Below are 24,765 nucleotides of genomic sequence, written 5' to 3' on the forward strand. Positions count from 1 at the left end.
AATTTTCCGGTTCTATGCTGAAGTAGCCTTTTTCTGCAACCTTCTGCCCAAACTTCTTGCAGTCAGGTTGAAGATGAGGACAGCCAACACCAATACCGCTGAGGCACCAGCGGACACTTCCGCTCCATCCGGTTTCACGCCTTCACTGTTGATCTTCCAGATGTGCACAGCCAATGTTTCGGCAGGCCGGAAAATATTTAAAGGACTTGTGATGGATTGCGGATTCCAGTTTGCGAAATCCAAAGCCGGCGCGCTCTGTCCGGCTGTATAGATCAATGCGGCAGCTTCACCGAAAATACGGCCAGCAGCCAAAATCATCCCAGTAAGAATACCCGGCAGAGCAGCCGGCAGAATGATCAGCGTCACTGTCTCCCAACGGGAAAGGCCCAATGCCAAGCCAGCCTCACGCTGGGAAGACGGGATCGCCCGCAAGGAATCTTCGATCGTACGCGTCAAAAGCGGCAGGTTGAAAATGGTCAAGGACAAGGCTCCCGAAAGGATCGAGAAGCCAAAATCATACTGGATGACGAAAATCAGGAACCCGAAGAGTCCGACTACAACTGACGGTAATGAACTCAAAACTTCGATAGCAGTACGGATGATGTCGGTAAACCAATTTTGAGGTGCATATTCCGAAAGGTAAATCGCCGCTCCCAGCGCTAGTGGCGTGCTGATCAGCATCGTCAGGATCAAGAGGTAAAAGGAATTGAATAACTGTATTCCGATTCCGCCGCCTACTTGGAAGGATTTTGCCGGAGCCGTCAGAAATTCCCATGAGAACTGGGGCAGGCCGCGCCATAAGATAAAGAGCAGCAGACTTGCCAAAATAAGGATGATCGTTCCGGAAAACAGATAGATCAGGCCGACCATAAATTTGTCTACTTTTTTGGGATCCATGTTCATTTTTTAACGGCTCCTTTCTTACCGATGTAGCGTGTCAAAATATTAAAGAATAAAGCCATCAAAAGGAGGATGGTCGCCAATGACCAGAGGACATTGTTTTCCAAGGTTCCCATCACGGTGTTCCCCATGCTCATCGTCAAAATACTTGTCAATGTCGAAGCCGGCGTCACCAGGCTGTTCGGCATCAAAGTCGCATTACCAATGACCATCTGAACCGCCAAAGCTTCTCCGAACGCACGCGCCATCCCGAAGACGACTGCCGTCAGCAGGCCCGGTGTCGCTGCCCGCAAAACCACCTTATAAATGGTCTGCCAACGCGTCCCTCCCATAGCAAGGGAAGCTTCCCGGTAATGGCGAGGGACTGCGTTCAAAGCATCCACTGACATGCTGGTCACCGTCGGCAAGATCATGACGAAAAGGACCAAAGTGGAAGACAAAATACCGAATCCGGTACCGCCGAAAAGGGACCGGACAAATGGCACGACGACCGTCAAGCCGATGAATCCGTACACGACCGAGGGAATACCGACAAGCAGTTCGATGACCGGCTGCAGAATTTTTTTTCCGGATTTCGGTGATATTTCCGTCATGAACAAGGCAGCAGCCACAGCGAACGGCGTCGCAAAAGCTGCGGAAATCAAAGTGACCAAAAATGAGCCTGCGATCATCGGCAAGGCTCCGACCAATGGTGTACCGTCATCAGCGACGGTACCGGGGTTCCAGATGCTTTTCGTCAAAAAATCCCCTAGTGATACGCCATCCGTAACAAAGGTGGATATCCCTTTGCTGGTGACAAAATATAGAATGGACAGCACGATGAAGACGATGACCGCTGTGCTGATCAGACTGATGGTGCGTCCAAACGATTCCAATCTGCGTTTACTTGACTTTTTCATTAAGTTTCCTGGTGTCATTTCCAAGAGAAACCCTCCTCTTAAACTTTGAGCCGCAACGAAAGGCGCTGCCCTCCTAAAAGGCGGCCACCTTTCATCACAATAATATTCGGTTGCTGTTATTCAATTGGTGTGACGTTTCCTTCTAGGTCCCTATCGACCTTCATTTGTGTCGAAGGAATGTATCCCAACGCTTCGATCAGATTGCCTTGTACATCCTCAGACAGCATGTAATCCAGGAATTCTTTCGTCAATCCCGTCGGTTCGCCATTTGTGTACATATGCTCATAGGCCCAGATGACCCATGCGTTTGTCGCAACGTTCTCCGGTGTCGGCTTTACCCCGTCGATGGAAAGCGCCTCGACATCCTCGTTGATGTAAGAGAACGATACATAGCTGATGGTTCCTGGTGTTGAAGCAACGATCTGACGGACGGTTCCGTTGGATTCTTGCTCTTGGGTAATGATGCTTTCTTCTCCGGCCAGAACCCATTTATCGAATGTCGCCCTGGTACCGCTCCCCTTCGCACGATTCAATACGACGATTGGCAGATTCTTTCCGCCCAATTCGGACCAATTGCTGTATTTGCCTGTAAAGATGCCCCGCAACTCTTCCATGGAAAGATCGGTTACACCGACGCCCGGCGTCACAATCGGCGTAATCCCGACGATGGCGACACGATGGTCCACCAATTGGCTGGCATCGATTCCTTCCCTCTCTTCGGCAAAAATATCCGAATTGCCGATATCTACCGCCCCCGCGGCAATCTGGCTCAAGCCTGTTCCGGTACCACCGCCTTGGACATTGACGAATTTCCCGATATTTTCCGCACTGAATTGTTCTCCAGCGGCCTCGACTAACGGCTGCAGCGCAGAAGAGCCGACCGCGGTGATGGATTCCTCATCGACTACAGGTCCGCAGGCAGACAGCGCAAAAACGGCAGCGAGACTGACTATGGCTGAAACATATCTTAATTTCATTGTTGACCTCCCATGTATTTACCTTGAACACATACTTATCCATCGTAACGAATTTTTGTAAATGTTTCGTATCTCTTTTGTAAATTTTATGTAAATCCACCACATATTTTATTGATGGAACATTGTAACGTTGAGTTTACGTTATTTTTCTGTAAATTTACTCTATGATTATCCACATTATAACAAATTGGCGGAACGCTTGTCTTATATCTGGTGCAGAAATATATATTACATTTTCATGAGTATTTTCAATGCTCTTCATTTGGCTGCTGTGATTCAAGAACGCACAAAAAAAGCCGGGAAGATGCCGCACAATCGGGTTCGATTGCGCGTTCTTCCTGGCGTTATCTTTTCTCATCCTGCATTCATAAATCTGTCAGTCTTCGAATTTGTTGTTTGTGTTCAATTCGATGATTTTCCCTGTTCCCAAATAAATGATCCACTCACAAATATTTGTTACATAATCACCGATCCGCTCAAGATAGCCCGCGACCATGATGTAGTCGGTCGCTCCCAGAACAAGTTCCGGATCCAGCTTCATCTCTTCGATGGCGCGTCCGTAGATATGTTCGGCTGCCTGATCGACCAGTTTATCGCTCAGAGCGACTTCTTTGGCTTTTTCGATGTCCGTTTTGATGTAGGCAGTAAGGACTTCCTCCACCATGATTTTCACTTTTTCTGATTGCTCGGCGATCGCTGCCTCGATATCGGAATTGCGCTTGTTCCCTTTTACACGGATGGTAGACTTCGCAATACTGACGGCGTGGTCTGCCATACGCTCCAAATCCGCGCATGCCTTCATGATGGTAACGATTCTGCGGAGATTGCCGGTGACCGGCTGATGCAACGCAATCAATTCAAAGCATCTTTTTTCGATTTCCGCTTCTCTTTGGTTGATGGCGATATCACTCGCTATCACTTCCGCAGCAAGCTCTTTATCATGATTCACAAAACCTTTAACAGATATGTAGATTGCTTCATTCACCATTTTCCCCATTTCAGAGAAAAGTACGTGCAAATCCTGCAATTCTTCTTCAAAAATCTTTCTCATCTTTTCGCCCCCTGTTACATGTCATTATGCATCACAGTGCATCTCTTATCCCATTATAGCCCAGTCTTAACCGAATTTGCCAGAGATATAATCATCTGTGCGTTTGTCATTCGGATTGGAGTAAATGATTTCCGTCTTATCATATTCTACCACTTCTCCATTTAAAAAGAAGGCCGTTTGGTCCGAAATCCGGGCTGCCTGTTGCATATTATGGGTAACGATGATGATGCTGTAGTCTTTTTTCAAAGTCTGGATAAGATCTTCGACTTTGGACGTCGAAATAGGGTCCAATGCGGAAGTCGGCTCATCCATCAAAAGGACTTCCGGTTCCACCGCCAGACTCCTGGCGATACACAAACGTTGTTGTTGTCCACCGGATAACCCAAAGGCGTTCTGCTTCAGACGATCTTTTACTTCATCCCAAAGAGCTGCACCTTTCAAACTTTTTTCAACAATCTCGTCCAAAATGGTTTTATCTTTGATGCCATGGATCTTAGGCCCGTATGCTATATTTTCATAGATCGATTTTGGGAAAGGGTTCGGTTTTTGGAAGACCATCCCCACATCCGTGCGCAGTTGTTCCACTTTGTATCTTGGATCAAAAATGTTTTGTTCATTATAATTGATCGATCCCGTCATTTTTACGCTCGGAACCAACTCGACCATCCGGTTCAAGGTTTTGATGAAAGTGGACTTGCCGCATCCTGATGGTCCGATGATCGCCGTGACTTCTTTCGTTGGAATATCAAGTTGGATGTTTTTCAGGGCGTGTGTATCTCCGTACCATAAGTTGAAATCTTTCACGCTGTAAATCATTTTTTTATCTTTTAAGCTCACTTCTGGATTCAAATGAGTACCCTCCTAATTTAATAACGCTTCGAGAATTTATTGCGGATATAGATCGCCAGTGAGTTCATGATGACCAACATAAGCATCAAGACAATACTTCCTGCTGCAGCGACTGCCTGGAATTCTTCTTGGGGCCGTCCTGCCCAGTTGAAAATTTGGATCGGCATTGCCGTGAACCCGGATAATATGTTTTCCGGAACATAAGCGATAAAGGTCATCGCTCCGATCATCAATAGCGGTGCAGTCTCCCCGACCGCCCTTGAAAGAGCCAATATCGATCCGGTCAGGATGCCGGGCACTGCCGCTGGGAGCACGACTGTCCGGATTGTTTGCCATTTCGTGGCCCCCATCGCATAAGAGGCCTCATATTGTTCCTTTGGAATGGCGCGAATCGCTTCTTGGCTGGAAACAACGATTACAGGCAAAATCATCAAGCTCATGGTCAATCCGCCCGCCAGAACGCTTCGACCCATTTCCAGCAAGCGGACGAATACCGTCAACCCCAAGAGCCCGAAAACAATGGACGGCACGCCGGAAAGATTCGAAATATTCAACTCGATGAAGTGCGTAAATTTATTATCGGGAGCATATTCCTCAAGATAGATCGCCGTTCCGACACCCAGAATGAGTGATACTGGAGCGACAATGGCCATGATCCAAACGGTTCCCGAAATAGCTGCTTTGATGCCCGCATCCTCCGGTCTTCTGGAGGCGTAATTACTCAGGAAATCCCAATCAAGATAGCTGGCTCCTTGCGAGACGATCCGCATGACCAGGATGGCCAAGACGACGATCCCAAAAAACGTGGCCAGAAAGAAAAGCCCCTTGAATACGTTATTCAACATCAGCCGGTTCCTGATTCTGTTGTTGTTCTTCTCTACTAATTTCATCAATATTCCTCCCTAAAACGACGAGACACATAATTCGCCAACAGGTTCATCAGCAAGGTGAAGAGGAACAACGTCATCCCTACTGCATAGATACTGTAGTAAATGGTTGAACCATATGTGGCATCCCCCATGCTGACCTGAACAATGTAGGAAGTCATCGTCTGGATGGATTCTGTTACATCAAGCGTAAATTTAGGAGTGGAGCCAGCAGCTGTGGATACGATCATCGTTTCGCCCACCGCACGGGAGATTCCCAAGACTATGGAAGAGATGATCCCCGACAAGGACCCCGGCAAAATGACTTTCAGCGCCACTTCCAAACGGGTAGCCCCTAAAGCTAAGGCTCCCTCGCGCATAGCATTTGGCACAGCTCCCATCGCCTCTTCCGATAAGGACGTGATTTGTGGGATGATCATGATCCCCACAACAATACCAGGGCTTAGCGCATTGAATATCGGCAAGTTCGGGATAACTGTCTGCAGCAAAGGGGTAACGAACGTCAAGGCGAACAGCCCGTACACTACCGTAGGAACTCCGGCCAAAACCTCCAGAACCGGCTTGACGATTTTTCTGGTCCGTTCGGTTGCATATTCGCTCAAATAGATGGCTGAGGCTAGACCGAGCGGTACGGCTACGAGCATCGCAATGCCTGCTATCAAGAATGTTCCACTCAATAACGGCAAAATCCCAAAACTGGGATCATTTTTGAAGAAAGGATACCACTCTCTTCCGGTAAGGAATTCCAGGATCGGAACATCATTGAAAAACGTGACTGTTTCTTTTGCCAACGTGAACACAATCCCGAATGTCGTCAGGACCGAAATGATCGCACAGACCAGAAAAAAAAGAGGCATTGCTTTTTCTGTAAATTGCAAAGATTTTTGTCGTGAACTTTTTTCGTTCATCAAGTCTTTGACAGATTTGGACATATTGATTCTCCTCTAATAAAGATGAGATGCAAGGGAAGCAAAACGCTCGCTTCCCTCACATCCCTTAGTTATTTATTTGGTTTTGTTTATTTCAAGCCTTCCAGCGTAGTCAAAGCTGCTTCGTACGTTTCAGCCGGTAGTGCTACATAACCAACTTCAGCTGCCATATCGGCTGCCATTTCCAACGTGTATTTTGTGAACGCGTAGACGCTCTCGTTTTTCAATGACTCGTTCTTCACGTAGATGAACAATGGGCGAGATAGAGGCTCATACGATCCATCTTGAACGGTCACATCATTAGGTGTGACTGCAACGCCCTCACCATTTACGATCGGAACAGCTTTAACGATGTCACTGTTTTCCAGGAAGTATGCATAACCAAAGTAGCCGATAGCATTTGCGGATCCGGAAACACCTTGTACCAAGACGTTATCATCTTCAGATAATGAAGCCGCTTTGTTGATTTGTTCGCCATCCAAGATCACTTCATCAAAGTAATCGTACGTTCCTGAGTCAGTACCTGGGCTGAACAACTCGATTTTTTCTTCCGGCCAGCCTTCACGGACATCCGCCCATGTTTCTACGCCAGTTCCTTCTGTCCAGATCATCGCTAATTCTTCGATAGTCAATTGATCCACCCAGTCGTTATCGCTGTTCACAACTACTGTCAAGCCATCCAAAGCAATTTGGAACTCTGTATATTCGATGCCTGCTTCTTCCAACAAGGCGATTTCTTCGTCTTTGATCGGACGTGAAGCATTACTGATGTCTGTTTCGCCTGCGATGAATTTCTCAAATCCGCCACCTGTACCGGATACACCGATAGTTGCTTTTATATCCGGATTAGCGATTGAAAATTCTTCCGCTACACCCTCCATGATTGGAAATACGGTAGAAGATCCATCGACTAAAACTGTGCCACTTCCGGTTGCAGTCGTGCTTCCCGTTTCCGCACCGCTTTCTGTAGTTGTGCCGTCACCATTGCCGCAAGCCGCCAATGTAGCCCCGATAGTTAAAGCCATTGCGAATTTAGATAATTTGCCAAAGTTCATTTTTTACCATCCTTTATGTTGAGGTTATTTGAACGTCATTGCCTGTTCACAACCCTAATATTAACGGTCCATTGTTAATTTCCTTGCGGTTTCGTGTAAAGTTTTTGTTGAGTTGCCCTCTTTTTTGTAAATGTTTTGTAAACAAGCCCTCAGAATCCTAGCAAAAAAGCTCTACAGACGCGTTTCTCGCCTGTAAAGCTTTCGTATTTGAATCTATTTTATAGGGGCAACGTCACCGTAAAGGTCGTCCCTTTCCCCTGCTTGCTTGCCACAGTCACCGTTCCGTTCATGTTTTCGACCAAATACTTCACAATCGACAAGCCTAATCCGGTACCTCCGGAGTTTCGGCTCCGCGCTCTGTCGACGCGATAGAAGCGTTCAAAAACTCTTCCCAGATCGGCTTCCGGTATCCCGATGCCGTTATCGGCAACGTGCAGACGGACTTGTTCAGCCGTCTTCTCGACAGTGACTGTAATATGCCCTCCGGCTTGCGTGTAGACGACGGCATTGTTGATCAGGTTCGCCAATATTTGCTTCAAACGGTTCGGGTCCGTTTGTAAGGTGACGAAGTCCTTTTCCACCAATTCCAATGTCATATTTTTCTCTTTCACTTTCTGATCGACCAACTGGAACGTCGCCAACACCGCTTCCGATATGTTCACTTCCTGCAGCGCAAGCGGCACTTGCCGCTGCTCCAACTTCGATAGTTCCAATATGTCATTCACCAAAAGATTCAGTCGTGTACTTTCAGCCAAGATGATCTCCAAAAATTGTTTCAGGATGACGGGATCTTCCATTGCGCCATCCAATAACGTTTCAGCGAATCCTTTCAAGGCTGTGACGGGTGTCCGCAGTTCATGGGATGCATTCGCAACAAAATCCGTCCGGACTTTCTCCAGTCGCCGGATTTCGCTTATGTCGTAAAGGAGGACGATCAAGTTCATTTCGCCCGGCTTCCTGCTTGTGATCGGGACGATATTGGCATCGACGACCCTGTCTTTCGGATAATAAAAATAAATTTCGTCATTCTGCGGCTCTCTGTAATTGTACGCTCGTTCAATCATATGGCTGAGCCCATAACTGCTGACTGCCTCAACATAGGATTGGCCGACCAATGATTCTTCGCTTTCGCTCAATATTTCCTGCATAGCAGCATTGACCATTGTGATTTCCTTATTTTCATCCAAAAGCATCACGCCGATAACCAGATGGTTGATCAATCCCGTAAGTCGTTCATCATTTTGCTTGATTTCATTCATTTGATTATCCAGACTCTCGGCAAGCTCATTGATGGTTTCTCCCAATTTCTGAAAATCGCCGAAGCCTTTGCCTTTATACCGCGCATCATATTGATGATCAGAAAGATTTTTGGCAACATCCATAACGGCATCAATCGGTCTGCCGATACGTTTCGTCAAAGCATAAGTGAGTATGAACGCTACCACCAAAGCCAATAGGATAAAAACGTAAAGGGACTGTTCAATGCGTTTGCTGACCGTCAAGGCGCTCAGCGGTCTGGATAATCGGATAATCGCAACGATGGTGCCTGCCTCATCATAGATGGGTACAGCCACATAATACAGCTCCTGTTTGGTGCTTTCGCTCTTTCGTTGACCTGTTCCGTAAGCCTCCCCGGAAAGAACCTCTTGAATTTCTTCCCGTCGCAGATGATTCTCCAGATTAACTGTAGTGATCTGCGAATCATAAAGCACGACCCCATCAGTATCGACCAAAGTGATCCTGTCTTCCGTGAAAGCATCGATTTTATCCAACTCTTCTTCAACAAAAACCCACTCACTGCCCTCCGTACTGTTTTGGAGCAGTGTACCCACTATTTGGGTCTGTTCAACAAGCAGCTCACTTTGCAAGTTCCGCGTGTAATTCCCTAACACTGTCTCCAGAAATATTCCGAAAGCCACACTGAATAACGCGAAGATCAGCAAAAATGTGGCAAGCATCCGCAATTGCAGTTGCTTCATGGCTTAGCTACCTCGAATTTGTACCCGAAGCCTCGGACCGTACGGATGTATTGCGGATTTTTGGTATCTTTTTCGATTTTTTCGCGGAGATGGCTGATGTGCACATCAACGATGCGCGTTTCTCCGGCATAATCAAAATTCCAGATTGCGTTCAACAACTGTTCCCGGCTCAAGATGCGATTGGCACGCTTCGCCATGTAAAGCAACAACTCAAATTCTTTCGGCGTCACTTCAATGAGCTTTCCGGCTACATGAACTTCATACAATTGCGGGAAAATAGTGATCTCGCCCACTTCGATTTTTTCCGTTTCATCTTCGATCAAGTCTGGTTGAGTCACCGCAACCGGTTCTGCCGGAACCGGTTTGTTCGTCCTTCTTAAGATAGCTTTCATCCTGGCCAATACTTCGCGTGGGCTGAACGGCTTCGTCATATAGTCATCCGCACCCAACTCAAGTCCGATGATCTTCTCCAATTCATCATCCTTTGCTGTCAAAATCATGATCGGTGTATCAAATTTTTCCTGTCTCAGACGTTTACAGATATCCATTCCGTCCATTGACGGCAGCATCAGGTCCAAAATGATGAAATCAAAGGGATTCGAGATGGCCAAACGGTAGCCTTCCGCTCCGTCCGTGGCAGTTGTCACCTCGTAGCCGTCTTTTTCCAAGTTGAAAGCCAACAATGTAACGATGGATGGTTCATCATCCACTAGCAAAACTTTTTTCATGTGTCCTCCTCTGACCGATTGGGGTCCAGGATGGCGAATGCCATCCCACGTATTTTACGAATGTCCGTATTCTAAGCGCCTCAGCTTCCTGATTGACTCGCTTTCTGTTTTAGCATACTAAAAATGTTGGAAAACGGCAATTCGGATTTCACCGGGTATTTTTTGTTTTTCAGATGAACTGGATCCAGGAAGTGCGCTGTATATATGATTTATTGCGGTTTTTGGAGATATATTCGAATTGGAAAATAATTAATGAACCAGTGCGTTACAGTGTTCGCCGACGGAAATCTATGTTATCGAACCACAGCTCCGGTGAGGCGGCCATTCACCGGAGAACACAGTTAATGATCAGCGCGAACTCCGGTGTAGCTGGTTTCATCGGAGTTCGGAATAAAAATGCCGGCTGAACTCCTGCGACTCCATCGTTCGCCGGAGTTCAACGCTGAAAACTATGGGAACCTATCCTCTCACTGCCGGGCGCACCAAAAAAAACGGGACTGCCTCATAGTGAGGCAATCCCGTTTGAATACAATCTATTCATTTTAAGCTCGATTAAACTTTCAGGAATCGGCGCATCGAGAATACGGAACCGAATGCTCCGATAAAGATGCCGATGCCCACCATCAAAAGGCTGATGTAGAGAAGGAAGGGATTCGGAGTCAAGAGCCCGAAGTTTGTACCGGCCAAGTAGTCTCCGCTCACATCAAAGATGAACCGGTAAAGGAAAACTAGGAAAGTTGTAGGGATCAAAGCCCCCACCAAACCGATCAAAGCCCCTTCAATCAAGAAAGGCCATCTGATGAAGCTGTTTTTTGCACCCACCAAACGCATGATTTCGATCTCCGTGCTGCGGGAAAAGATGGTGATTCGGATCGTGTTGGAAATCAGGAATACGGCAACCAACAGCAAGCCGATGATGATGACAAGCCCGATCGTACGGATCGTTGCGATCGTCTCGAACAATTTATCCGCTGTGGCACCGCCGTATTCGACCTGAGTGACATACTGCATGGCGGATGCTGCTTCAGCTACCGCTTTCGTCTGCTCCGGAGCCGTCGTATTCAGGACGTAAGCATCATACAACGGATTGGCATCCCCACCGAACAGGTCGAACTCATCGCCGTAGCTGCCGATGATCTTATCCAATTCCTCGTCCTTGCTTGAGAAAGTGATGGATTCCACATTGGCGATGTTCTCCAGTTCTGTCTTCAAAACTTCCTGTGCGGCCGGATCAGCCGCTAGGTCGATGTAAACTTTTACACTCACATCATTTTCGACGTCAGAAGCCAATTTGTTCACGTTCAAGAGAATGCCGGTAAAGGATCCCACAAGCAGCAAGGTCAGCGCCACCGCACTGATCGAGGCTATCGACATCCAACCATTCCGAAACAGGCTTTTGAACGCATCTCTTATGTGTCTCATAAATGTTCTAAATTTCATATCCATATTCTCCTTCTTGTTGATCTCGGACAATACGGCCATTCTCTATTGCTAATACACGGTGCTTGATGTCATTAACGATTTGGCTGTTATGGGTTGCCATCAGAATTGTCGTCCCTTGGTTATTGATTTCTTCCAGAATGCGCATGATTTCCATCGACGTATCCGGATCCAAGTTACCTGTCGGCTCATCCGCAATCAGGACGCCTGGCATGTTCGCAATCGCACGCGCAATCGCAATCCGTTGCTGTTCACCGCCGGAAAGTTCATTCGGGAACATCCGGACTTTATGCTTCAGGCCAACCAAATCAAGCACTTCCAATACGCGCTTCTGGATGACTTTTGGACTTTTTTCGACTACTTCCATCGCGTAGGCGATGTTTTCGTATACGGTCAGTTTAGGTAATAGTTTGAAATCCTGAAAGACTACGCCCACAAAACGACGCAACAATGGGATTTCCTTTTCCTTCATGGTCGTTAAATTATATTTGCCTACTTGAACTGTTCCTGAGGATGGTTTTACTTCGCGGTACATCATTTTGACAAAGGTTGATTTGCCGGCTCCACTGGGGCCTACAATATACACAAATTCCCCTTGCTCGATCTTCACGCTCAGATTATTGACCGCCGTAATGCCGTTGTTGTATTTCTTAGAGACATTCAGCATTTCAATCATTTTATCACCTGTCTTTTCTTTTTTTCCTTGCTGCCGCTCTGAAAGCTTCAGAGGCCGCAAGAATGCTTCCCTATTATAGCACGTTGTGTAAGTATGTCTGTTTTAGTTTCTTTACAAGTATGTGTCAATAGTTTCTCGGGGACTGCTCGGTCCTAAATGACCAGAGCTTCTGGGAACAGAGCATACTTGACAGTCAGTTTTTCTGACTATCAGCGGTTTCTCCTATGAACCAAGGCTTACTGCTCATGTGAGCAGACTGTCCCGTACCTTTGCCTTTTGACGTCAGGCGAACGCTTTGTTCAAGATGTTGATGCTGGCATTGATGTCCCGGTCGTGATGGGTTCCGCAATGTGGGCAGACGAAGGCACGGATGTGCAGGGGTTTCTTCCCCGTATTTTCACCACAAGCGGAACAGATTTGACTGGTGTATTGTGGAGCGACCAGAATCAATTCTTTACCGTACCAATCGCATTTGTAGGTCAGAATGGACTTGATTTTCGCCCAGGCAGAGTCAGCGATCGAACGTGAAAGATGATGATTCTGCAGAAGATTCTTGGTTTTCAAATCTTCCATGACGATGGTGTCAAAGCCTTTGACTAGTTTGGTTGTGTACTGCTGAAGGTAGTTTTCGCGTTGGTTGGCAATTTTTTTGTTGATGCGCGCCACTTGCTGCTTTGCTTTCTGAACATTCTTGAAATCCGAAAGTTCGAGTTCGACGCCGGCTTTCCGGGCCTCTTCCATTTTTGTTTTGGCCTGCAAACGACGACGCGCAAGTTTGCGTTCCCAGATGCGCCGCTTTTTGGCCATGGCGCGTTCAAATTGTTTGTTTTTGAGTTTGTATCCGTCGGATTGGCTGACCAAATCCGTTAAGCCTAAGTCCAGGCCTACTTGTTTGCCGGTTTTAGCCCATGAGTTCGGTTCGTGTTCGACTTGAATCGTCGCGGAATAAACACCCGTCGGTTCTTTTCGGATCACGGCACTCTTGATTTTTCCCTGAATGCGTTCCAAGCCATAGGCTTTCACCAAGCCTAGTTTAGGCAGCTTGATCCAGTGGTTGTCCACCACCTGGATATTGTTGTTGATGCCCTTCGACTTGTAGCTGTTGTGTGGCCGTTTGCGGCTTTCGAAATTGGGTTTATCGTTCTGCCCTTTGAAAAAGCGTTGGTAGGCTTGATCCAGATCGGCAATGGCATACTCCAAGCAAGTGCTTTCGGCTAGTTTCAAAAACGGGAATTCCGATTTCAATCCCTTTAAGCAGTATATCATTGCGAATTTCCCGAGATACTTGCCGCCGTACGTATAACGCGTCTGCTGCATGGCCAACATTTGATTTTTGACGAAGCGACGGAGATTGAGATTGATGTCAATTTGATCCTTCTGGTTTTCGGAAGGTATCAGTTTGATTTTGATGCCTTTCAGTTTCATATCAACACCTCCACATAGATTATACTGCTGCAAGATGTGTATGTAAATTTTGGCTCAAAGAGCCAATGGGCTTTCATCTAGGTTCTGAAGAAGCGAGTTTTTCGCCCAATTATCAGAAATCCAGCTGAATCCTCACTATTCCTGTTCATGTCTGGCCATTTTCCATTTCGTTGCGGATCTTACAGTTCTTCCTGATCCATCGTCATTTTCAGATAGGCATCGATGAAGGCGTCCAGATCCCCGTCCATGACGGCCTGTACGTTACCCGTTTCGTAACTGCTTCGGTGGTCTTTGACCATGGAATAGGGATGGAACACGTAAGAACGGATCTGCGAACCCCAACCGATTTCCTTTTGTTCCCCGCGGATCGCGGCCAGTTCTCTTTCACGCTCTTCCTCCTGCAGTTGATACAGTTTTGCCTTCAGCATCCCCATAGCGGTGTCCCTGTTCTGGAATTGGGAACGTTGCGCCTGGCTCGCCACAACAACGCCGGTCGGGATATGCGTAATCCGGATGGCTGAGGATGTTTTGTTGATGTGCTGTCCGCCTGCTCCGCTGGCGCGGTACGTGTCCACACGGATGTCATCCGGATTCACTTCTATCTCCGTATCGTCCGCAGCTATCTCCGGCATCACGTCGATCGAACAAAAAGAGGTGTGTCGTCTTCCAGCCGAGTCGAATGGCGAAATGCGGACCAAACGGTGCACGCCCCTTTCCGAACGCAAGTAGCCATAGGCGTTCAATCCTTTGATGAGGATCGTTACGCTCTTGATTCCGGCTTCATCCCCGCTTTGATAGTCCAGCGTCTCCACGTCGAAGCCTTTTTTATCGGCCCAACGTGTGTACATGCGGAAAAGCATGCTTCCCCAATCCTGGGATTCCGTTCCGCCGGCACCCGGGTGGATTTCCAAAATGGCGTTGGATTTGTCGTGCGGTCCGTTCAACAGCATCGTCAATTCATATTTTTCCAGTGCTTCTGTAAATTCAGTCGTTTTTTCGGTCAATTCTTCCAGGTATTCCGGATCTTCATCTTCCTTCACCATTTCATACAAGACTTCAAGGTCTTCATACTGCGCTTCCAAACTCTTGAACGTATTGTAGACTACTTTCAGTTGGTTCGATTGGTTGATGACTTCCTGTGCCGCTTCGGCATTGTTCCAGAACTCAGGATCCAGCATGCGATCGTCGAATTCCGCAATATCCGTTTCCAGGCCATCTAAGTCAAAGAGACCTCCTGAAGCTTGAGATTTTTGTTTCTGAACTTTCCAATATTGCTTTGATTTCACTTAATTCCATTTGATTTCCTCCTAGATTCGACAAAAGAAGGATGGGTCGGGATAAAAACAAGCTACTGTTTTTTATCCCGACCCTCCTCGATTGGCGTTGTATCCGATTAGTGTGTGTTTGACTCGGTTTTGCTGGTTGAAGTTTGGATTGCTTGAATCGTTCCCGGTTATTCTTCGGTAGGCGACTCTTGTTTTTCTGCTGCGTCAGCCGCTTGTTTGGCTTTTTGAATTTCCATCAGTTTTTGCATTCTCATTGCGGCGATCTGGGCTCTGCGCGCTTGTTCCTGTTGCTCCGTTTGGGAAGCGACTGTCTCACGCGTCGGCATGATGTTCGAGCCTTGTCCCACTGATTGGCGTTGCAGATTTTGGCGGATTTCAGATTTCATCACGATACGGGTAACGTCATAGTCGATGGTGGCAATCATTTCTTGGAAACGATCATAGCCTTCGGTTTGGTACTCGGTCAATGGATTATTCTGTGCGTATGAACGCAAGCCGATTCCTTGGCGAAGCTCATCCATATTGTCGATATGGTCGGTCCATTTGCTGTCCACGACACGCAGAATGACGACTTTTTCAAACTCCAATATTTGTTCCGGGCTCAGTTGCGCCTCTTTTGTCTTGTAGACTTCCATTGCGCGTTCCACCAAGTATTCCTCGATTTCATGCGCCGTCTTTCCTTCCAGATCGGCCAAACTGATGCTGTCGGGATGCACAAGGGCAGCTCCGGCAAAATCGCGGATCCCCTGCAGATTCCAAGTTGTCTTTTCACCGATGGTATGCGTTTCGACCACACGCGCAATCGCACGTTTGATCATGGCTGTTGCGACAAACTTCAGCGATTCGGTTTCATTGATGACTTCCAGTCGCTGTCCATAAATGATTTCACGTTGTTCGCGCATGACTTCGTCGTATTCCAGTACGTTTTTACGGGTATCGTAGTTGTTTCCTTCCACTCGTTTCTGGGCGGATTCCACTTGTTTGGAAAGCATTTTGCTTTGGATGACCACGTCTTCTGCTTCATCATCCAAATTCAATTTGCTCCAGACTTGCTGGATGCGTTCCGATCCGAAGCGTCTCATCAAGTCGTCTTCCAATGACAGGTAAAATTGCGTTTCGCCGGGATCCCCTTGACGGCCGGAACGTCCACGCAGTTGGTTGTCGATCCGGCGTGACTCATGGCGTTCGGTGCCGATTACGCAAAGACCGCCTAATTCCTTGACGCCTTTACCCAGCTTGATGTCGGTACCACGGCCGGCCATGTTGGTGGCGATTGTGACGGCTCCGGGTTGGCCGGCTCCGATGATGATTTCTGCTTCCCGGAAATGGTTTTTGGCATTCAACACTTGGTGCGGAATTTTTTCTTGGCTCAGCATGTGCGAAAGCAGTTCGGAGGTTTCCACGGCTACGGTACCGACAAGGATCGGCTGCCCTTTCGCATGACGCTCATTGATATCGCCGACAACAGCCCTGAATTTGCTCTTCAAGGACGGATACAACAGATCCGGATAGTCATTACGGACAATCGGTCTGTTTGTAGGGATCGAGATGACGTTCATGTTGTAGATTTCCCGGAATTCTTCTTCTTCCGTTTTCGCCGTACCGGTCATACCGGACAGTTTTTTGTACATACGGAAATAGTTCTGGAAAGTGATGGTAGCCATCGTTTTCGATTCATTTTCGATTTCAACGTTCTCTTTCGCTTCGATGGCTTGGTGAAGTCCGTCCGAGTAACGGCGGCCTTCCATGATCCGGCCAGTGAATTGGTCAACGATTTTTACTTTTCCGTCTTCCACTACGTAATCGATATCCACAATCATGATGAAGTTCGCGCGCAAAGCTTGATCCAAATGATGCACCAAGCGGGTATTATCCACATCGTACAAGTTCGGCAAATGGAATGTTTTTTCGGCTTTTTCGATGCCTTCATCCGTCAATGCGATTGATTTGGATGTCAAATCGATCGTATAATCTTCATTCTCTTTCAATCCTTTGATGAAGAAATCGGCTCGGTTATAGAGTGCTGTCGATTTTTCGGCTTGTCCGGAAATGATCAACGGTGTACGGGCTTCATCAATCAAGATTGAGTCGACCTCATCGACGACCGCAAAGTTCAACGGGCGCTGCACCATTTGATTTTTGTAGACGACCATATTGTCCCGCAAATAATCGAAGCCCAATTCATTGTTGGTGCTGTAAGTGATGTCGCAGTTATAGGATTCTCTTTTTTCTTCAGAAGACTTGCCGTTTGTGTTCAAGCCTACAGTCAACCCCAGGAAGCGGTACAGTTCACCCATCTCAACAGCATCGCGGCTTGCCAGGTATTCATTGACGGTGACAACGTGGACGCCTTCGCCCGATAAGGCGTTCAGGTAAACCGGCATTGTTGCAGTCAAGGTTTTACCTTCACCGGTCTTCATTTCGGCGATATTGCCTTTATGCAGGGTGATCCCCCCCATAATCTGCACTTTGTAAGGATACAGCCCCAAGACGCGTTTTGCGCCTTCTCGGACTACCGCAAAAGCTTCAGGCAGCAGGTCATCCAAAGACTCCCCTTTTTTATAGCGTTCTTTATAGGATTCGGTCAGTTCGCGCAATTCTTCATCATCCAAAGCGGCCATTCGATCCGCGTAGGAGATGACCTTATCCGCTACTCCTTCCAAGGAACGTAGCTCTTTCTTATCATTCTCGATGAGTTTCTTTAAAAAGTTGGCCATTCTATATCTCCTCTTGCTGTCTGATTTCGTTCCAGCAATCATTTTCACTGGGTATGCGTTCGTGTATAAGTCGTTCGTTGCTGCTGCAAAAATAATTCTTTTATCTCTACTATTCTATCATTACTTTTAATTAATGTGAACTACTCGCCATCAACAAAAAGCCCCCCGCCGTTTATTATGGGCGGGGGACGTTATTTTCGGATTTAGTCAGTTTCGATCAGACCGAATTTGCCGTCTTTTCGGCGGTACACGATACTTGTGCCGTTCGTTTCAGCATCTTCGAAGATAAAGAAGTTGTGTCCAAGCATATTCATCTGCAATACAGCTTCTTCACTGTCCATCGGTTTGAGGGAAAGACGTTTCGTACGGACGATTTCAAGCGCATTTTCGTCGGCTTCGATATTTTCTTCGATCAGATTCGGCTCGTTACCGATATCAAATCCTCTCTCTCTGGATTTGCGGTGAATCTTCGTCTTGTACTTACGGACTTGGCGTTCAAGTTTGTCCACGACCAAATCGATGCTTCCGTATAGATCGTTGGAAGTCTCTTCGGCTCTTAAAACCAGGAAAGGTAGCGGAACCGTAACTTCCACCTTAGCAGATTTTTCGGCTGGGAATGGATATACTTTCAAGTTGACATGCGCAGTTGTTTCAGGCACGTTGCTAAAGTATTTTTCCAGTCTGCCTAATTTTTTCTCGGCGTAGCTGCGGATCGGTTCTGTAACCTCAATATTTTCTCCTCGGACATTATACTTAAACATAGCACTCTCTCCTTTCGTCTGACGCATCGTCAGATAAAGACAACCCTCACCTATGGACCACTCATAGGGGATTTCTTTAACTTCATTATAATGTAAGCGCCTTAACATTTCAATGTTTATGATTTATTATCTTGCGATTGTGATGGAATGCACCGACCTGAATCCTTGCTTGCACAGGAGGGTTTTCGCGTGGTAGAGCGTTCTTCCGGTAGTATAGACGTCATCAAAAAGAATAATTTCCTGCTGAAGATATTTTTTGTGCGCATCCAGCAATAAAAATGGTTGCGCTGTCTGGAGGCGTTCTTGCCTGTTTTTTTCGGATTGTTTTTCGCCGGCGTGCTGGTTTTCCAAAAATTTCACGTAGCGGATCCCCGCTTGTTTCAGCATCTCTTCGCATTGGCTGAAGCCCCTTTCCTCGTAACTGGCTGATGATATCGGCAACGGGAGGAACAGCCCTTTAGGATGCACTCTTTGGAAAGCCTGCAGATCATTCGTGAAGGCACCGGCAAGACGGTAATCGCCTTGGAACTTGTAGCGTTGCAGCCACTCCTTCACGACACCCGTATAGCCATAGCAGGCATGATGCGCAATCGTCAGCTCCGGATAGCGGCAAGCCCAGTTTCGGCAGTCCTCGCACAACTCAATGGCTGTTTGCGGCCGCATGCAACCCGGGCAGTACGTTTGACCGACTAAACGCGGCAACTTTTTGTCGCAGGATCGGCAGATTGTTCCGCAAGCTTTTTTCCCGAAACCGAAAAGTTCCTGGAGGGTCAAAACCTCGCGGATCTCATTTTGACAAAACAGACACTGACCCATTCAGCAGCCCCCTTCTTCCCGCATCCCGGTTCATCGAGCGAATCTGCCGGACAGCGCCTTGGATGGCTTTCGTTTCGCCATCATGGGCAAAGCAGACCCACCCCGTCGGAAAGTCTTTGTGCCTGCCTGCCCTGCCGGCAATCTGCACCAGCGAGGCTTCCGTGAAGACCCGATCTTCCGCGCCAAGCACGATGACATCGATGTCCCTGAAAGTCACGCCGCGCTCCAATATGGTCGTCGTCATCAAAAAATCATATTCCTCAGCCCGCATCCTTTTCACTTTCTCCTCGCGGTCAGGGTCGCTCGCCGAAACGCAAGTGAACTGCTTGTCTGGAAAAAGTTCCCTCAACCATCCTTCCAGCTCTTCCATCAGTTGGATATGCGGCAAAAAAAGCAGAAAGCGCCGATTCGTTTGGAGCTTCCTTCGGATCAGGGTAAGGAATCGGGCCGTTTTCTTTTTGTTGATGGCCTTGCGCCAATTCCCGACCCACAGACACTCTGGTTCGGGCAACGCAAAGCCGTGATAGCGGGCAGGCAACACCGTAGCCGCCAATCTGCCGTGCTTGAGGTCATTTTGCATGGCCCGTGACGGGGTTGCCGTCAAATAAACCAGCGCACTTGCTTTTTTTCTGGATTTTTGTGCACCGAACTGCAGGCTCGCATCGTTGTGGTACGGGAAAGAATCGATTTCGTCGATGATCAGGAGATCGAACGCTTCCCGGAAGCGCAGCAACTGATGGGTCGTGGCGATGACGAGCGGTGTATAGCTATAGCCCTCCTCATTCCCACCGTACAGCAAGGCCAACGGGACATCAGGGAAAGCTTGCTTGATCCGAGGGGCCAGTTCCAGGCAAACGTCCACACGCGGGGAAGCCAGGCAGACTCTCCCTCCTTCGCGCAAACAGGCTGCAATCCCTTCAAAAATCATCTCGGTCTTCCCGGCGCCGGCAACTGCCCAAATCAGGCGTGTCCCTTCAGAAAGGACCGTCACCACGATTTCATCCGATGCCCGTTTCTGTTCGGAGGACAACTGGCCCTTCCATTGCAGAATCGGTTCCTGGGGCCATGCGAACGAGTTGGTTTCCGGCAGATGATGGAGTACCGTACAGCTTTTGATCTTCCCCATATTCAGGCAACTCAAGCAATATAGACAAGCAGTTCCGCATGAGCAAGGCGCTGCCTGCATTTTTTTCCGATCTTGGTTTCCGCAGCGGGTACAGGTCGGCTTCCCGTTCACGCGTTCTATTCCGGGTCGTTTCTCAGCCAAATCCAGCAGCGCTTCGTCTGCGTTGCGGCACTCGCTCCTCGTCAACTCCCTGCCGTACAGTTCCTTCCCGTCCATGCCATCCTCCCTTTCACCTTCCCTGGATAGCATACGCAAAAAAAGCCGCCACTCTTCCGCTGACTATGCGAAGAGTGACGCCTTTTATTTCCGGTCAAGGATTCGTTGGTTTGCTGGATGCTGACTGAATAGTCTGACCGTTGAACGGGAAATCGGCGATCGGGCGATAGACCAGCTTTCCGTTCACCCGCACACTTTCGAACAGCGTCAGCGCCGTGACCGGGATTTTCTGTTCAGAGGGCAGCGGCACTTTGCTAAGTGTTTCCCACTCCTGCGACAGTACGATCCCCCGGCCGAGCGTGAGGTGCGGAATGAAGGCAACCTCGTCGGCGACTGTCGTTGCTTGCACCAAAAGTTCCGCGTTAAGCTGATCATAGAGTTGATGGAGCTGTCCGTTTTCTTTGATGCCCAGCCAGATGATCCACTTATTTTTTTTGAGAAAATAACCCCATCCATCGGTTTCGACCAGGAACGGCACTTGGTCTGCGGTGCAGCAGATCAGCGCAGCTTCAATCGCACCTTTCTGTTCCGGATTCACTTCACCGATAAAACGTATCGTCAAATGAAAGTTGTCCGGATCCGTGAATGATCCTTTGAGGCTGGCACGCTTCACCTCTTCCTGAACGGCACCCAGTTGTTCTTTGATGACATCAGGCAATCTGACGCCGATAAATACTCTCACAAAAACACCCCCGCTATCCGTTTAAAAACCAGTCCGAAATTCCCCCAGAAAAAAAACAGGAAGGCCAGGACCCAAATGGCCCCTCCTTCCGAATGAATGTATGATTGCCGCAAATATTTGTTGCCTATATCGGAAAGCTCAATTCGGTGTCTTCCGTCCAGGTCAGACCAAGAGCACCCTCGCCTAAATGCGTACCGATGACAGGACCGAAATAACTCAATTCGAAGCGGATGTCCGGAAATTCTCCTTGGAGATGCTCCAGCCACTCTTGCCCTTTTTCGGGAATATTGCCATGGATGACGGTTGCGATGATCGGATAATCCGCCTTTGAAGCCGTCTGGCCCAACAGTTCTTCGATCCGTCGCAATGACCTTGCATTGGTTCTGATTTTTTCGAAAACGACTATCTTTTTGTCCGAAAAATGCAGCACCGGTTTGATTTTCATGATGGAGCCGATGACAGCCGCTCCACCGGACAGTCTGCCGCCGCGCTGCAGGTTCATCAGGTCATCCACCATAAAGTAAGCACGGGAACGTTTTTTCATATGGTCCAATCGCGCCATGATCTGATCCGGGTCGATACCGGCAGCAGCCAACCTTGCAGCCTCCAAGACGAAGCGGGCCTGCACGTAACAGCTGATTTCAGAATCGAAGGCATGGATGTTGAACTCCGGATATTCCCTGCTTAGAGCGGCAACATTCTGGTACGTACCACTGATGCCGCTTGAGAGATGGACGCTGATGATCGCATCATGTTCCTTCGCCAATTCTTCATACAGCTGATGCATGGCACCCACAGCTGGTTGGGAGCTTTTCGGGAAATCGCCAGATGATTTCATCAAGGCATAAAAATCCTCAGCAACCAGATCTATTTCTTCTTCATATGATTTTTCTCCGATATTCACGACTAATGGCAGCATATGAATATGATGCCGCTGACGTATCTCAGCCGTCAGATAAGCGGTACTGTCCGTAACTACTGCAATTTTCATGGAAGTCCTCAATCTTTCTGCTCGTTGCGCAATTCAATCGCTTCAGCCGCCACTTCACTGTCCAACAGGCGGATCATTCTGCCTCTGTCGTTGTAGTCAGCCTCATGTCCACGGCCCAGCAGGATGACCGTATCTCCCGGTTCTGCGCTGGCGATGGCATGCTGGATGGCTTCCTTGCGGTTTTCGATGTATTCATAGTTGTCCTTTTCGATGCCGGCAAGCATCATCGCGATGATCTGTTCCTGCGGCTCTTTCCCAGTGTCGTCCGTCGTCAGGACCACGTAATCGGAGAGTTCCGTACCGATGCGGGCCATGATCGGGCGTTTTTCATGCTCCCGTTCCCCAGCACCGCCGAAAACGGAAATGACTCTGCCTTGAGTAAAGTCGCGCACCACACTCAATACTTTTTCCATCGCGTCGGGCGAATGGGCAAAATCGACGTAGACGCCGATGTCGCTCGCGCCAGGCACGATCTCCAATCTGCCGGTAACACCAGCCAATGACGCTACCGCTTTTGTTGCATCCTCCAACGCAATGCCCACTGCATAAACAGCCGCCAGCGCAGCCAATGTATTGGAGACATTATAGAGCCCCACTAGGTTCGTCACGACCGGATAGCGTTCCCCATTGACGATCAGATTGAAGCGTGTCTGCGTCCGGCTGTATGTGATATCCGCTGCAAAGAAATCAGCCGTTTCATCCTTCACGCTGTAAGAAATGACTTCTGCCGCCGTAGAGATGCGATAGCTGTGGATCGTTTCATCATCCGCGTTCAGTACCGCCGTTTTCGTCCGTCCATTTTTGCGTCCGTTCCCCAGTTGGGAGAAGAGCAGCTTTTTCGCTTCGGCATAGGCTTCCATCGTGTGATGAAATTCCATATGTTCATGCGTCAGGTTCGTCATGATCGCGACATCCAGATCAAGCCCCCATGCTCTGCCCATTTCCAACGCAATCGAGGACAGCTCCAGCGCGAAGTATTCAGTCTCCTTCTCAACCATAAGGTGCAGGGCCTTTTGCATCGTGATGCTGTCTGGCGTCGTATTTTTCGTTTTGTGCACTTCGTCGCCGATATGCATTTCGATGGTGCCCATCAGTCCGGTTTTTTTGTCCATCGCCTTAAGGATGGCTTCCACCAAGTAGGTTACCGTCGTCTTTCCGTTTGTCCCCGTGACGCCGATGACTTTCATCGCCTCGCTCGGATAAGCATAAAAATGATTCGCAAGCAGACTCATCGCTTTGCCTGTATCGGGAACATACACGACCGGGACAGATGCTGCCACTTTTTCAATATCCCTGTGGGCAACAATCAAGCCCGCACCATTGGCGACCGCCGTCTCAACGTAATTGTGGCCATCGACTTGCGTACCGTCGATGCAGATAAACAGATCCCCCGATTGGATATCGCGGGAATCCTGACTTATTTTTCCAATATTCAAAGCGGGATCCAAGCTCCCGACAACTTTTTTCATTTTGAGTACATCGATTAAATCTGTAGCTTTCACGCAGATCACCTTTCCATCGACCCCTGTGGCCGTTTGGTCTATTCCATCTAACAATACCACAAATGGAAATGTTCGGAAAGTCCCTTTCCTTCTTCGTGGCCTGTCATCCGAGTGCCTCTGTGGTAAAATGAGAATAAAAAAACTTGGAGGGGAAAGGATATGCTGACAACCTATCACACTATCGCAGAGAGCGGCGTTACAGAGATCATCATCAAGGGTTCCCGCTTCATCTGCAGCCTCAAACGTGTCCATTCCGAGGACGAGGCCAAAGCATTCATCCAAGCCGTCAAAAAAGAGCATTGGAAAGCGACGCACAACTGTTCTGCTTACCTGATCGGCGACCAGAACGAAATCCAGCGCGCCCATGACGACGGAGAGCCATCCGGAACAGCCGGCGTCCCGATGCTGGAAGTGCTAAAGAAAAACGATCTGCGTTATGTCGCAGCCGTCGTCACCCGCTATTTCGGCGGGACAAAGTTGGGGGCCGGCGGATTGATCCGCGCCTACAGCCGATCCGTAGCGACCGCACTGAAGGATATCGGCATCGTTGTCCGCAGCCTCCAGACAAAAGTCGGCTGCCTCGTTTCCTATTCTGCATCCGGAAAATTGGAGAATTACTTGGCGCAGGCGCCCTACACTCTGATTGAGGCCCAATACACCGACCAGGTTTGTTTTTTGTGCGGCATCCCTACTGAGGACATCAGCCATTTCCAGGATGCTGTTACGGATGTCATGAATGGCCGTGTCGTCTTTGAAGTCGGCGAGGAGGACTATGTGGAGCGTTCGATCTCCACAGCTTACGACGAAGCCGATGAAGGCGAAATCGAATAGATTTTGAATAAAAAAATGAACAAGCGCGTGATAGCCTATTCG

The 24,765-nt window shown here is 48.3% G+C and carries 22 protein-coding genes; 1 reads left to right on the forward strand and 21 read right to left on the reverse strand.

Going from position 1 to position 24,765, the window contains the following annotated elements; genetic code table 11:
- Window positions 1–12: 12 nt before the first annotated feature.
- From pstA (C8U37_RS05585) to C8U37_RS05685, 21 genes are all read right to left on the reverse strand, one after another.
- Window positions 13–897, reverse strand: coding sequence for a phosphate ABC transporter permease PstA (gene pstA / locus C8U37_RS05585; RefSeq protein WP_108032309.1), 885 nt, complete (start codon window positions 895–897; stop codon window positions 13–15).
- Between the two features lie 2 nt (window positions 898–899).
- Window positions 900–1,817 carry a phosphate ABC transporter permease subunit PstC gene (pstC, locus tag C8U37_RS05590; protein WP_108032310.1) on the reverse strand — a complete coding sequence of 306 codons (918 nt, stop codon included), beginning with the start codon at window positions 1,815–1,817 and terminating at the stop codon, window positions 900–902.
- A 98-nt stretch (window positions 1,818–1,915) separates the two neighbouring features.
- Window positions 1,916–2,776 (reverse strand): phosphate ABC transporter substrate-binding protein PstS family protein, encoded by an 861-nt coding sequence (locus C8U37_RS05595; protein WP_108032272.1) that lies wholly within the window; start codon window positions 2,774–2,776, stop codon window positions 1,916–1,918.
- 376 nt (window positions 2,777–3,152) lie between these two features.
- The gene (phoU, locus tag C8U37_RS05600; RefSeq protein ID WP_108032273.1) at window positions 3,153–3,827 is read right to left on the reverse strand and encodes a phosphate signaling complex protein PhoU; all 675 of its coding nucleotides are present in this window, start codon (window positions 3,825–3,827) and stop codon (window positions 3,153–3,155) included.
- Between the two features lie 66 nt (window positions 3,828–3,893).
- A complete protein-coding gene (gene pstB, locus C8U37_RS05605) occupies window positions 3,894–4,643 on the reverse strand; it encodes a phosphate ABC transporter ATP-binding protein PstB (protein WP_106449387.1) in 750 nt (249 codons plus the stop codon).
- A 50-nt stretch (window positions 4,644–4,693) separates the two neighbouring features.
- On the reverse strand, window positions 4,694–5,566 hold the full coding sequence (gene pstA / locus C8U37_RS05610; protein WP_108032274.1) for a phosphate ABC transporter permease PstA: 873 nt from the start codon (window positions 5,564–5,566) through the stop codon (window positions 4,694–4,696).
- On the reverse strand, window positions 5,566–6,495 hold the full coding sequence (pstC, locus tag C8U37_RS05615; RefSeq protein ID WP_108032275.1) for a phosphate ABC transporter permease subunit PstC: 930 nt from the start codon (window positions 6,493–6,495) through the stop codon (window positions 5,566–5,568). The genes pstA (C8U37_RS05610) and pstC (C8U37_RS05615) overlap by 1 nt, the downstream gene beginning before the upstream one ends.
- An 86-nt stretch (window positions 6,496–6,581) precedes the next feature.
- The gene (locus C8U37_RS05620; protein ID WP_211306136.1) at window positions 6,582–7,547 is read right to left on the reverse strand and encodes a PstS family phosphate ABC transporter substrate-binding protein; all 966 of its coding nucleotides are present in this window, start codon (window positions 7,545–7,547) and stop codon (window positions 6,582–6,584) included.
- A 218-nt stretch (window positions 7,548–7,765) separates the two neighbouring features.
- A complete protein-coding gene (gene pnpS, locus C8U37_RS05625; RefSeq protein WP_108032276.1) occupies window positions 7,766–9,526 on the reverse strand; it encodes a two-component system histidine kinase PnpS in 1,761 nt (586 codons plus the stop codon).
- Entirely contained in the window at window positions 9,523–10,254 is a 732-nt protein-coding gene (locus tag C8U37_RS05630) for a response regulator transcription factor (RefSeq protein ID WP_108032277.1), read from the reverse strand. Before C8U37_RS05630 ends, pnpS begins: the two co-directional genes overlap by 4 nt.
- A 552-nt stretch (window positions 10,255–10,806) precedes the next feature.
- Window positions 10,807–11,694 carry a permease-like cell division protein FtsX gene (gene ftsX / locus C8U37_RS05635; protein ID WP_108032278.1) on the reverse strand — a complete coding sequence of 296 codons (888 nt, stop codon included), beginning with the start codon at window positions 11,692–11,694 and terminating at the stop codon, window positions 10,807–10,809.
- Entirely contained in the window at window positions 11,684–12,370 is a 687-nt protein-coding gene (gene ftsE, locus C8U37_RS05640) for a cell division ATP-binding protein FtsE (RefSeq protein WP_086629500.1), read from the reverse strand. Before ftsE ends, ftsX begins: the two co-directional genes overlap by 11 nt.
- A 282-nt stretch (window positions 12,371–12,652) precedes the next feature.
- On the reverse strand, window positions 12,653–13,795 hold the full coding sequence (locus C8U37_RS05645) for an RNA-guided endonuclease TnpB family protein (protein ID WP_108032279.1): 1,143 nt from the start codon (window positions 13,793–13,795) through the stop codon (window positions 12,653–12,655).
- Between the two features lie 179 nt (window positions 13,796–13,974).
- A protein-coding gene (gene prfB, locus C8U37_RS05650) for a peptide chain release factor 2 (RefSeq protein ID WP_108032280.1) occupies window positions 13,975–15,091 on the reverse strand; the annotation gives its coding sequence in 2 pieces (ribosomal slippage) (window positions 13,975–15,018 and window positions 15,020–15,091; 1,116 coding nt in all).
- A gap of 157 nt (window positions 15,092–15,248) precedes the next feature.
- Entirely contained in the window at window positions 15,249–17,798 is a 2,550-nt protein-coding gene (gene secA / locus C8U37_RS05655) for a preprotein translocase subunit SecA (protein ID WP_108032281.1), read from the reverse strand.
- A gap of 203 nt (window positions 17,799–18,001) precedes the next feature.
- Entirely contained in the window at window positions 18,002–18,559 is a 558-nt protein-coding gene (hpf, locus tag C8U37_RS05660) for a ribosome hibernation-promoting factor, HPF/YfiA family (protein WP_108032282.1), read from the reverse strand.
- Between the two features lie 126 nt (window positions 18,560–18,685).
- Window positions 18,686–19,375 carry a ComF family protein gene (locus tag C8U37_RS05665; protein ID WP_108032283.1) on the reverse strand — a complete coding sequence of 230 codons (690 nt, stop codon included), beginning with the start codon at window positions 19,373–19,375 and terminating at the stop codon, window positions 18,686–18,688.
- Entirely contained in the window at window positions 19,347–20,717 is a 1,371-nt protein-coding gene (locus tag C8U37_RS05670; RefSeq protein WP_108032284.1) for an ATP-dependent helicase ComFA, read from the reverse strand. The genes C8U37_RS05665 and C8U37_RS05670 overlap by 29 nt, the downstream gene beginning before the upstream one ends.
- Before the next feature lie 94 nt (window positions 20,718–20,811).
- Window positions 20,812–21,399: an RNA 2',3'-cyclic phosphodiesterase gene (thpR, locus tag C8U37_RS05675; protein ID WP_108032285.1), complete on the reverse strand. Its 588-nt coding sequence runs from the start codon at window positions 21,397–21,399 to the stop codon at window positions 20,812–20,814.
- A gap of 124 nt (window positions 21,400–21,523) precedes the next feature.
- Window positions 21,524–22,390: a DegV family protein gene (locus tag C8U37_RS05680; protein WP_108032286.1), complete on the reverse strand. Its 867-nt coding sequence runs from the start codon at window positions 22,388–22,390 to the stop codon at window positions 21,524–21,526.
- Window positions 22,391–22,398: 8 nt separating this feature from the next.
- Entirely contained in the window at window positions 22,399–23,892 is a 1,494-nt protein-coding gene (locus tag C8U37_RS05685; protein WP_146161814.1) for a UDP-N-acetylmuramoyl-L-alanyl-D-glutamate--2,6-diaminopimelate ligase, read from the reverse strand.
- Between the two features lie 159 nt (window positions 23,893–24,051).
- On the opposite strand from C8U37_RS05685, the gene C8U37_RS05690 reads away from it, so the two are divergent.
- On the forward strand, window positions 24,052–24,723 hold the full coding sequence (locus tag C8U37_RS05690) for a YigZ family protein (protein WP_108032288.1): 672 nt from the start codon (window positions 24,052–24,054) through the stop codon (window positions 24,721–24,723).
- Window positions 24,724–24,765 lie beyond the last annotated feature (42 nt).

The sequence above is a fragment of the Trichococcus patagoniensis genome (assembly GCF_003051085.1).
GTDB classification, from domain to species: Bacteria; Bacillota; Bacilli; order Lactobacillales; family Aerococcaceae; genus Trichococcus; species Trichococcus patagoniensis.

Coding starts and splice junctions, on each gene's coding strand:
- ftsX (WP_108032278.1), bottom strand. CDS start 11,694: ATGAAATTTAGAACATTTATGAGACACATAAGAGATGCGTTCAAAAGC.
- pnpS (WP_108032276.1), bottom strand. CDS start 9,526: ATGAAGCAACTGCAATTGCGGATGCTTGCCACATTTTTGCTGATCTTC.
- C8U37_RS05630 (WP_108032277.1), bottom strand. CDS start 10,254: ATGAAAAAAGTTTTGCTAGTGGATGATGAACCATCCATCGTTACATTG.
- pstC (WP_108032310.1), bottom strand. CDS start 1,817: ATGACACCAGGAAACTTAATGAAAAAGTCAAGTAAACGCAGATTGGAA.
- pstC (WP_108032275.1), bottom strand. CDS start 6,495: ATGTCCAAATCTGTCAAAGACTTGATGAACGAAAAAAGTTCACGACAA.
- C8U37_RS05620 (WP_211306136.1), bottom strand. CDS start 7,547: ATGAACTTTGGCAAATTATCTAAATTCGCAATGGCTTTAACTATCGGG.
- pstA (WP_108032274.1), bottom strand. CDS start 5,566: ATGAAATTAGTAGAGAAGAACAACAACAGAATCAGGAACCGGCTGATG.
- C8U37_RS05690 (WP_108032288.1), top strand. CDS start 24,052: ATGCTGACAACCTATCACACTATCGCAGAGAGCGGCGTTACAGAGATC.
- secA (WP_108032281.1), bottom strand. CDS start 17,798: ATGGCCAACTTTTTAAAGAAACTCATCGAGAATGATAAGAAAGAGCTA.
- pstB (WP_106449387.1), bottom strand. CDS start 4,643: ATGATTTACAGCGTGAAAGATTTCAACTTATGGTACGGAGATACACAC.
- ftsE (WP_086629500.1), bottom strand. CDS start 12,370: ATGATTGAAATGCTGAATGTCTCTAAGAAATACAACAACGGCATTACG.
- C8U37_RS05645 (WP_108032279.1), bottom strand. CDS start 13,795: ATGAAACTGAAAGGCATCAAAATCAAACTGATACCTTCCGAAAACCAG.
- C8U37_RS05595 (WP_108032272.1), bottom strand. CDS start 2,776: ATGAAATTAAGATATGTTTCAGCCATAGTCAGTCTCGCTGCCGTTTTT.
- phoU (WP_108032273.1), bottom strand. CDS start 3,827: ATGAGAAAGATTTTTGAAGAAGAATTGCAGGATTTGCACGTACTTTTC.
- C8U37_RS05670 (WP_108032284.1), bottom strand. CDS start 20,717: ATGGACGGGAAGGAACTGTACGGCAGGGAGTTGACGAGGAGCGAGTGC.
- C8U37_RS05680 (WP_108032286.1), bottom strand. CDS start 22,390: ATGAAAATTGCAGTAGTTACGGACAGTACCGCTTATCTGACGGCTGAG.
- C8U37_RS05665 (WP_108032283.1), bottom strand. CDS start 19,375: ATGGGTCAGTGTCTGTTTTGTCAAAATGAGATCCGCGAGGTTTTGACC.
- hpf (WP_108032282.1), bottom strand. CDS start 18,559: ATGTTTAAGTATAATGTCCGAGGAGAAAATATTGAGGTTACAGAACCG.
- pstA (WP_108032309.1), bottom strand. CDS start 897: ATGGATCCCAAAAAAGTAGACAAATTTATGGTCGGCCTGATCTATCTG.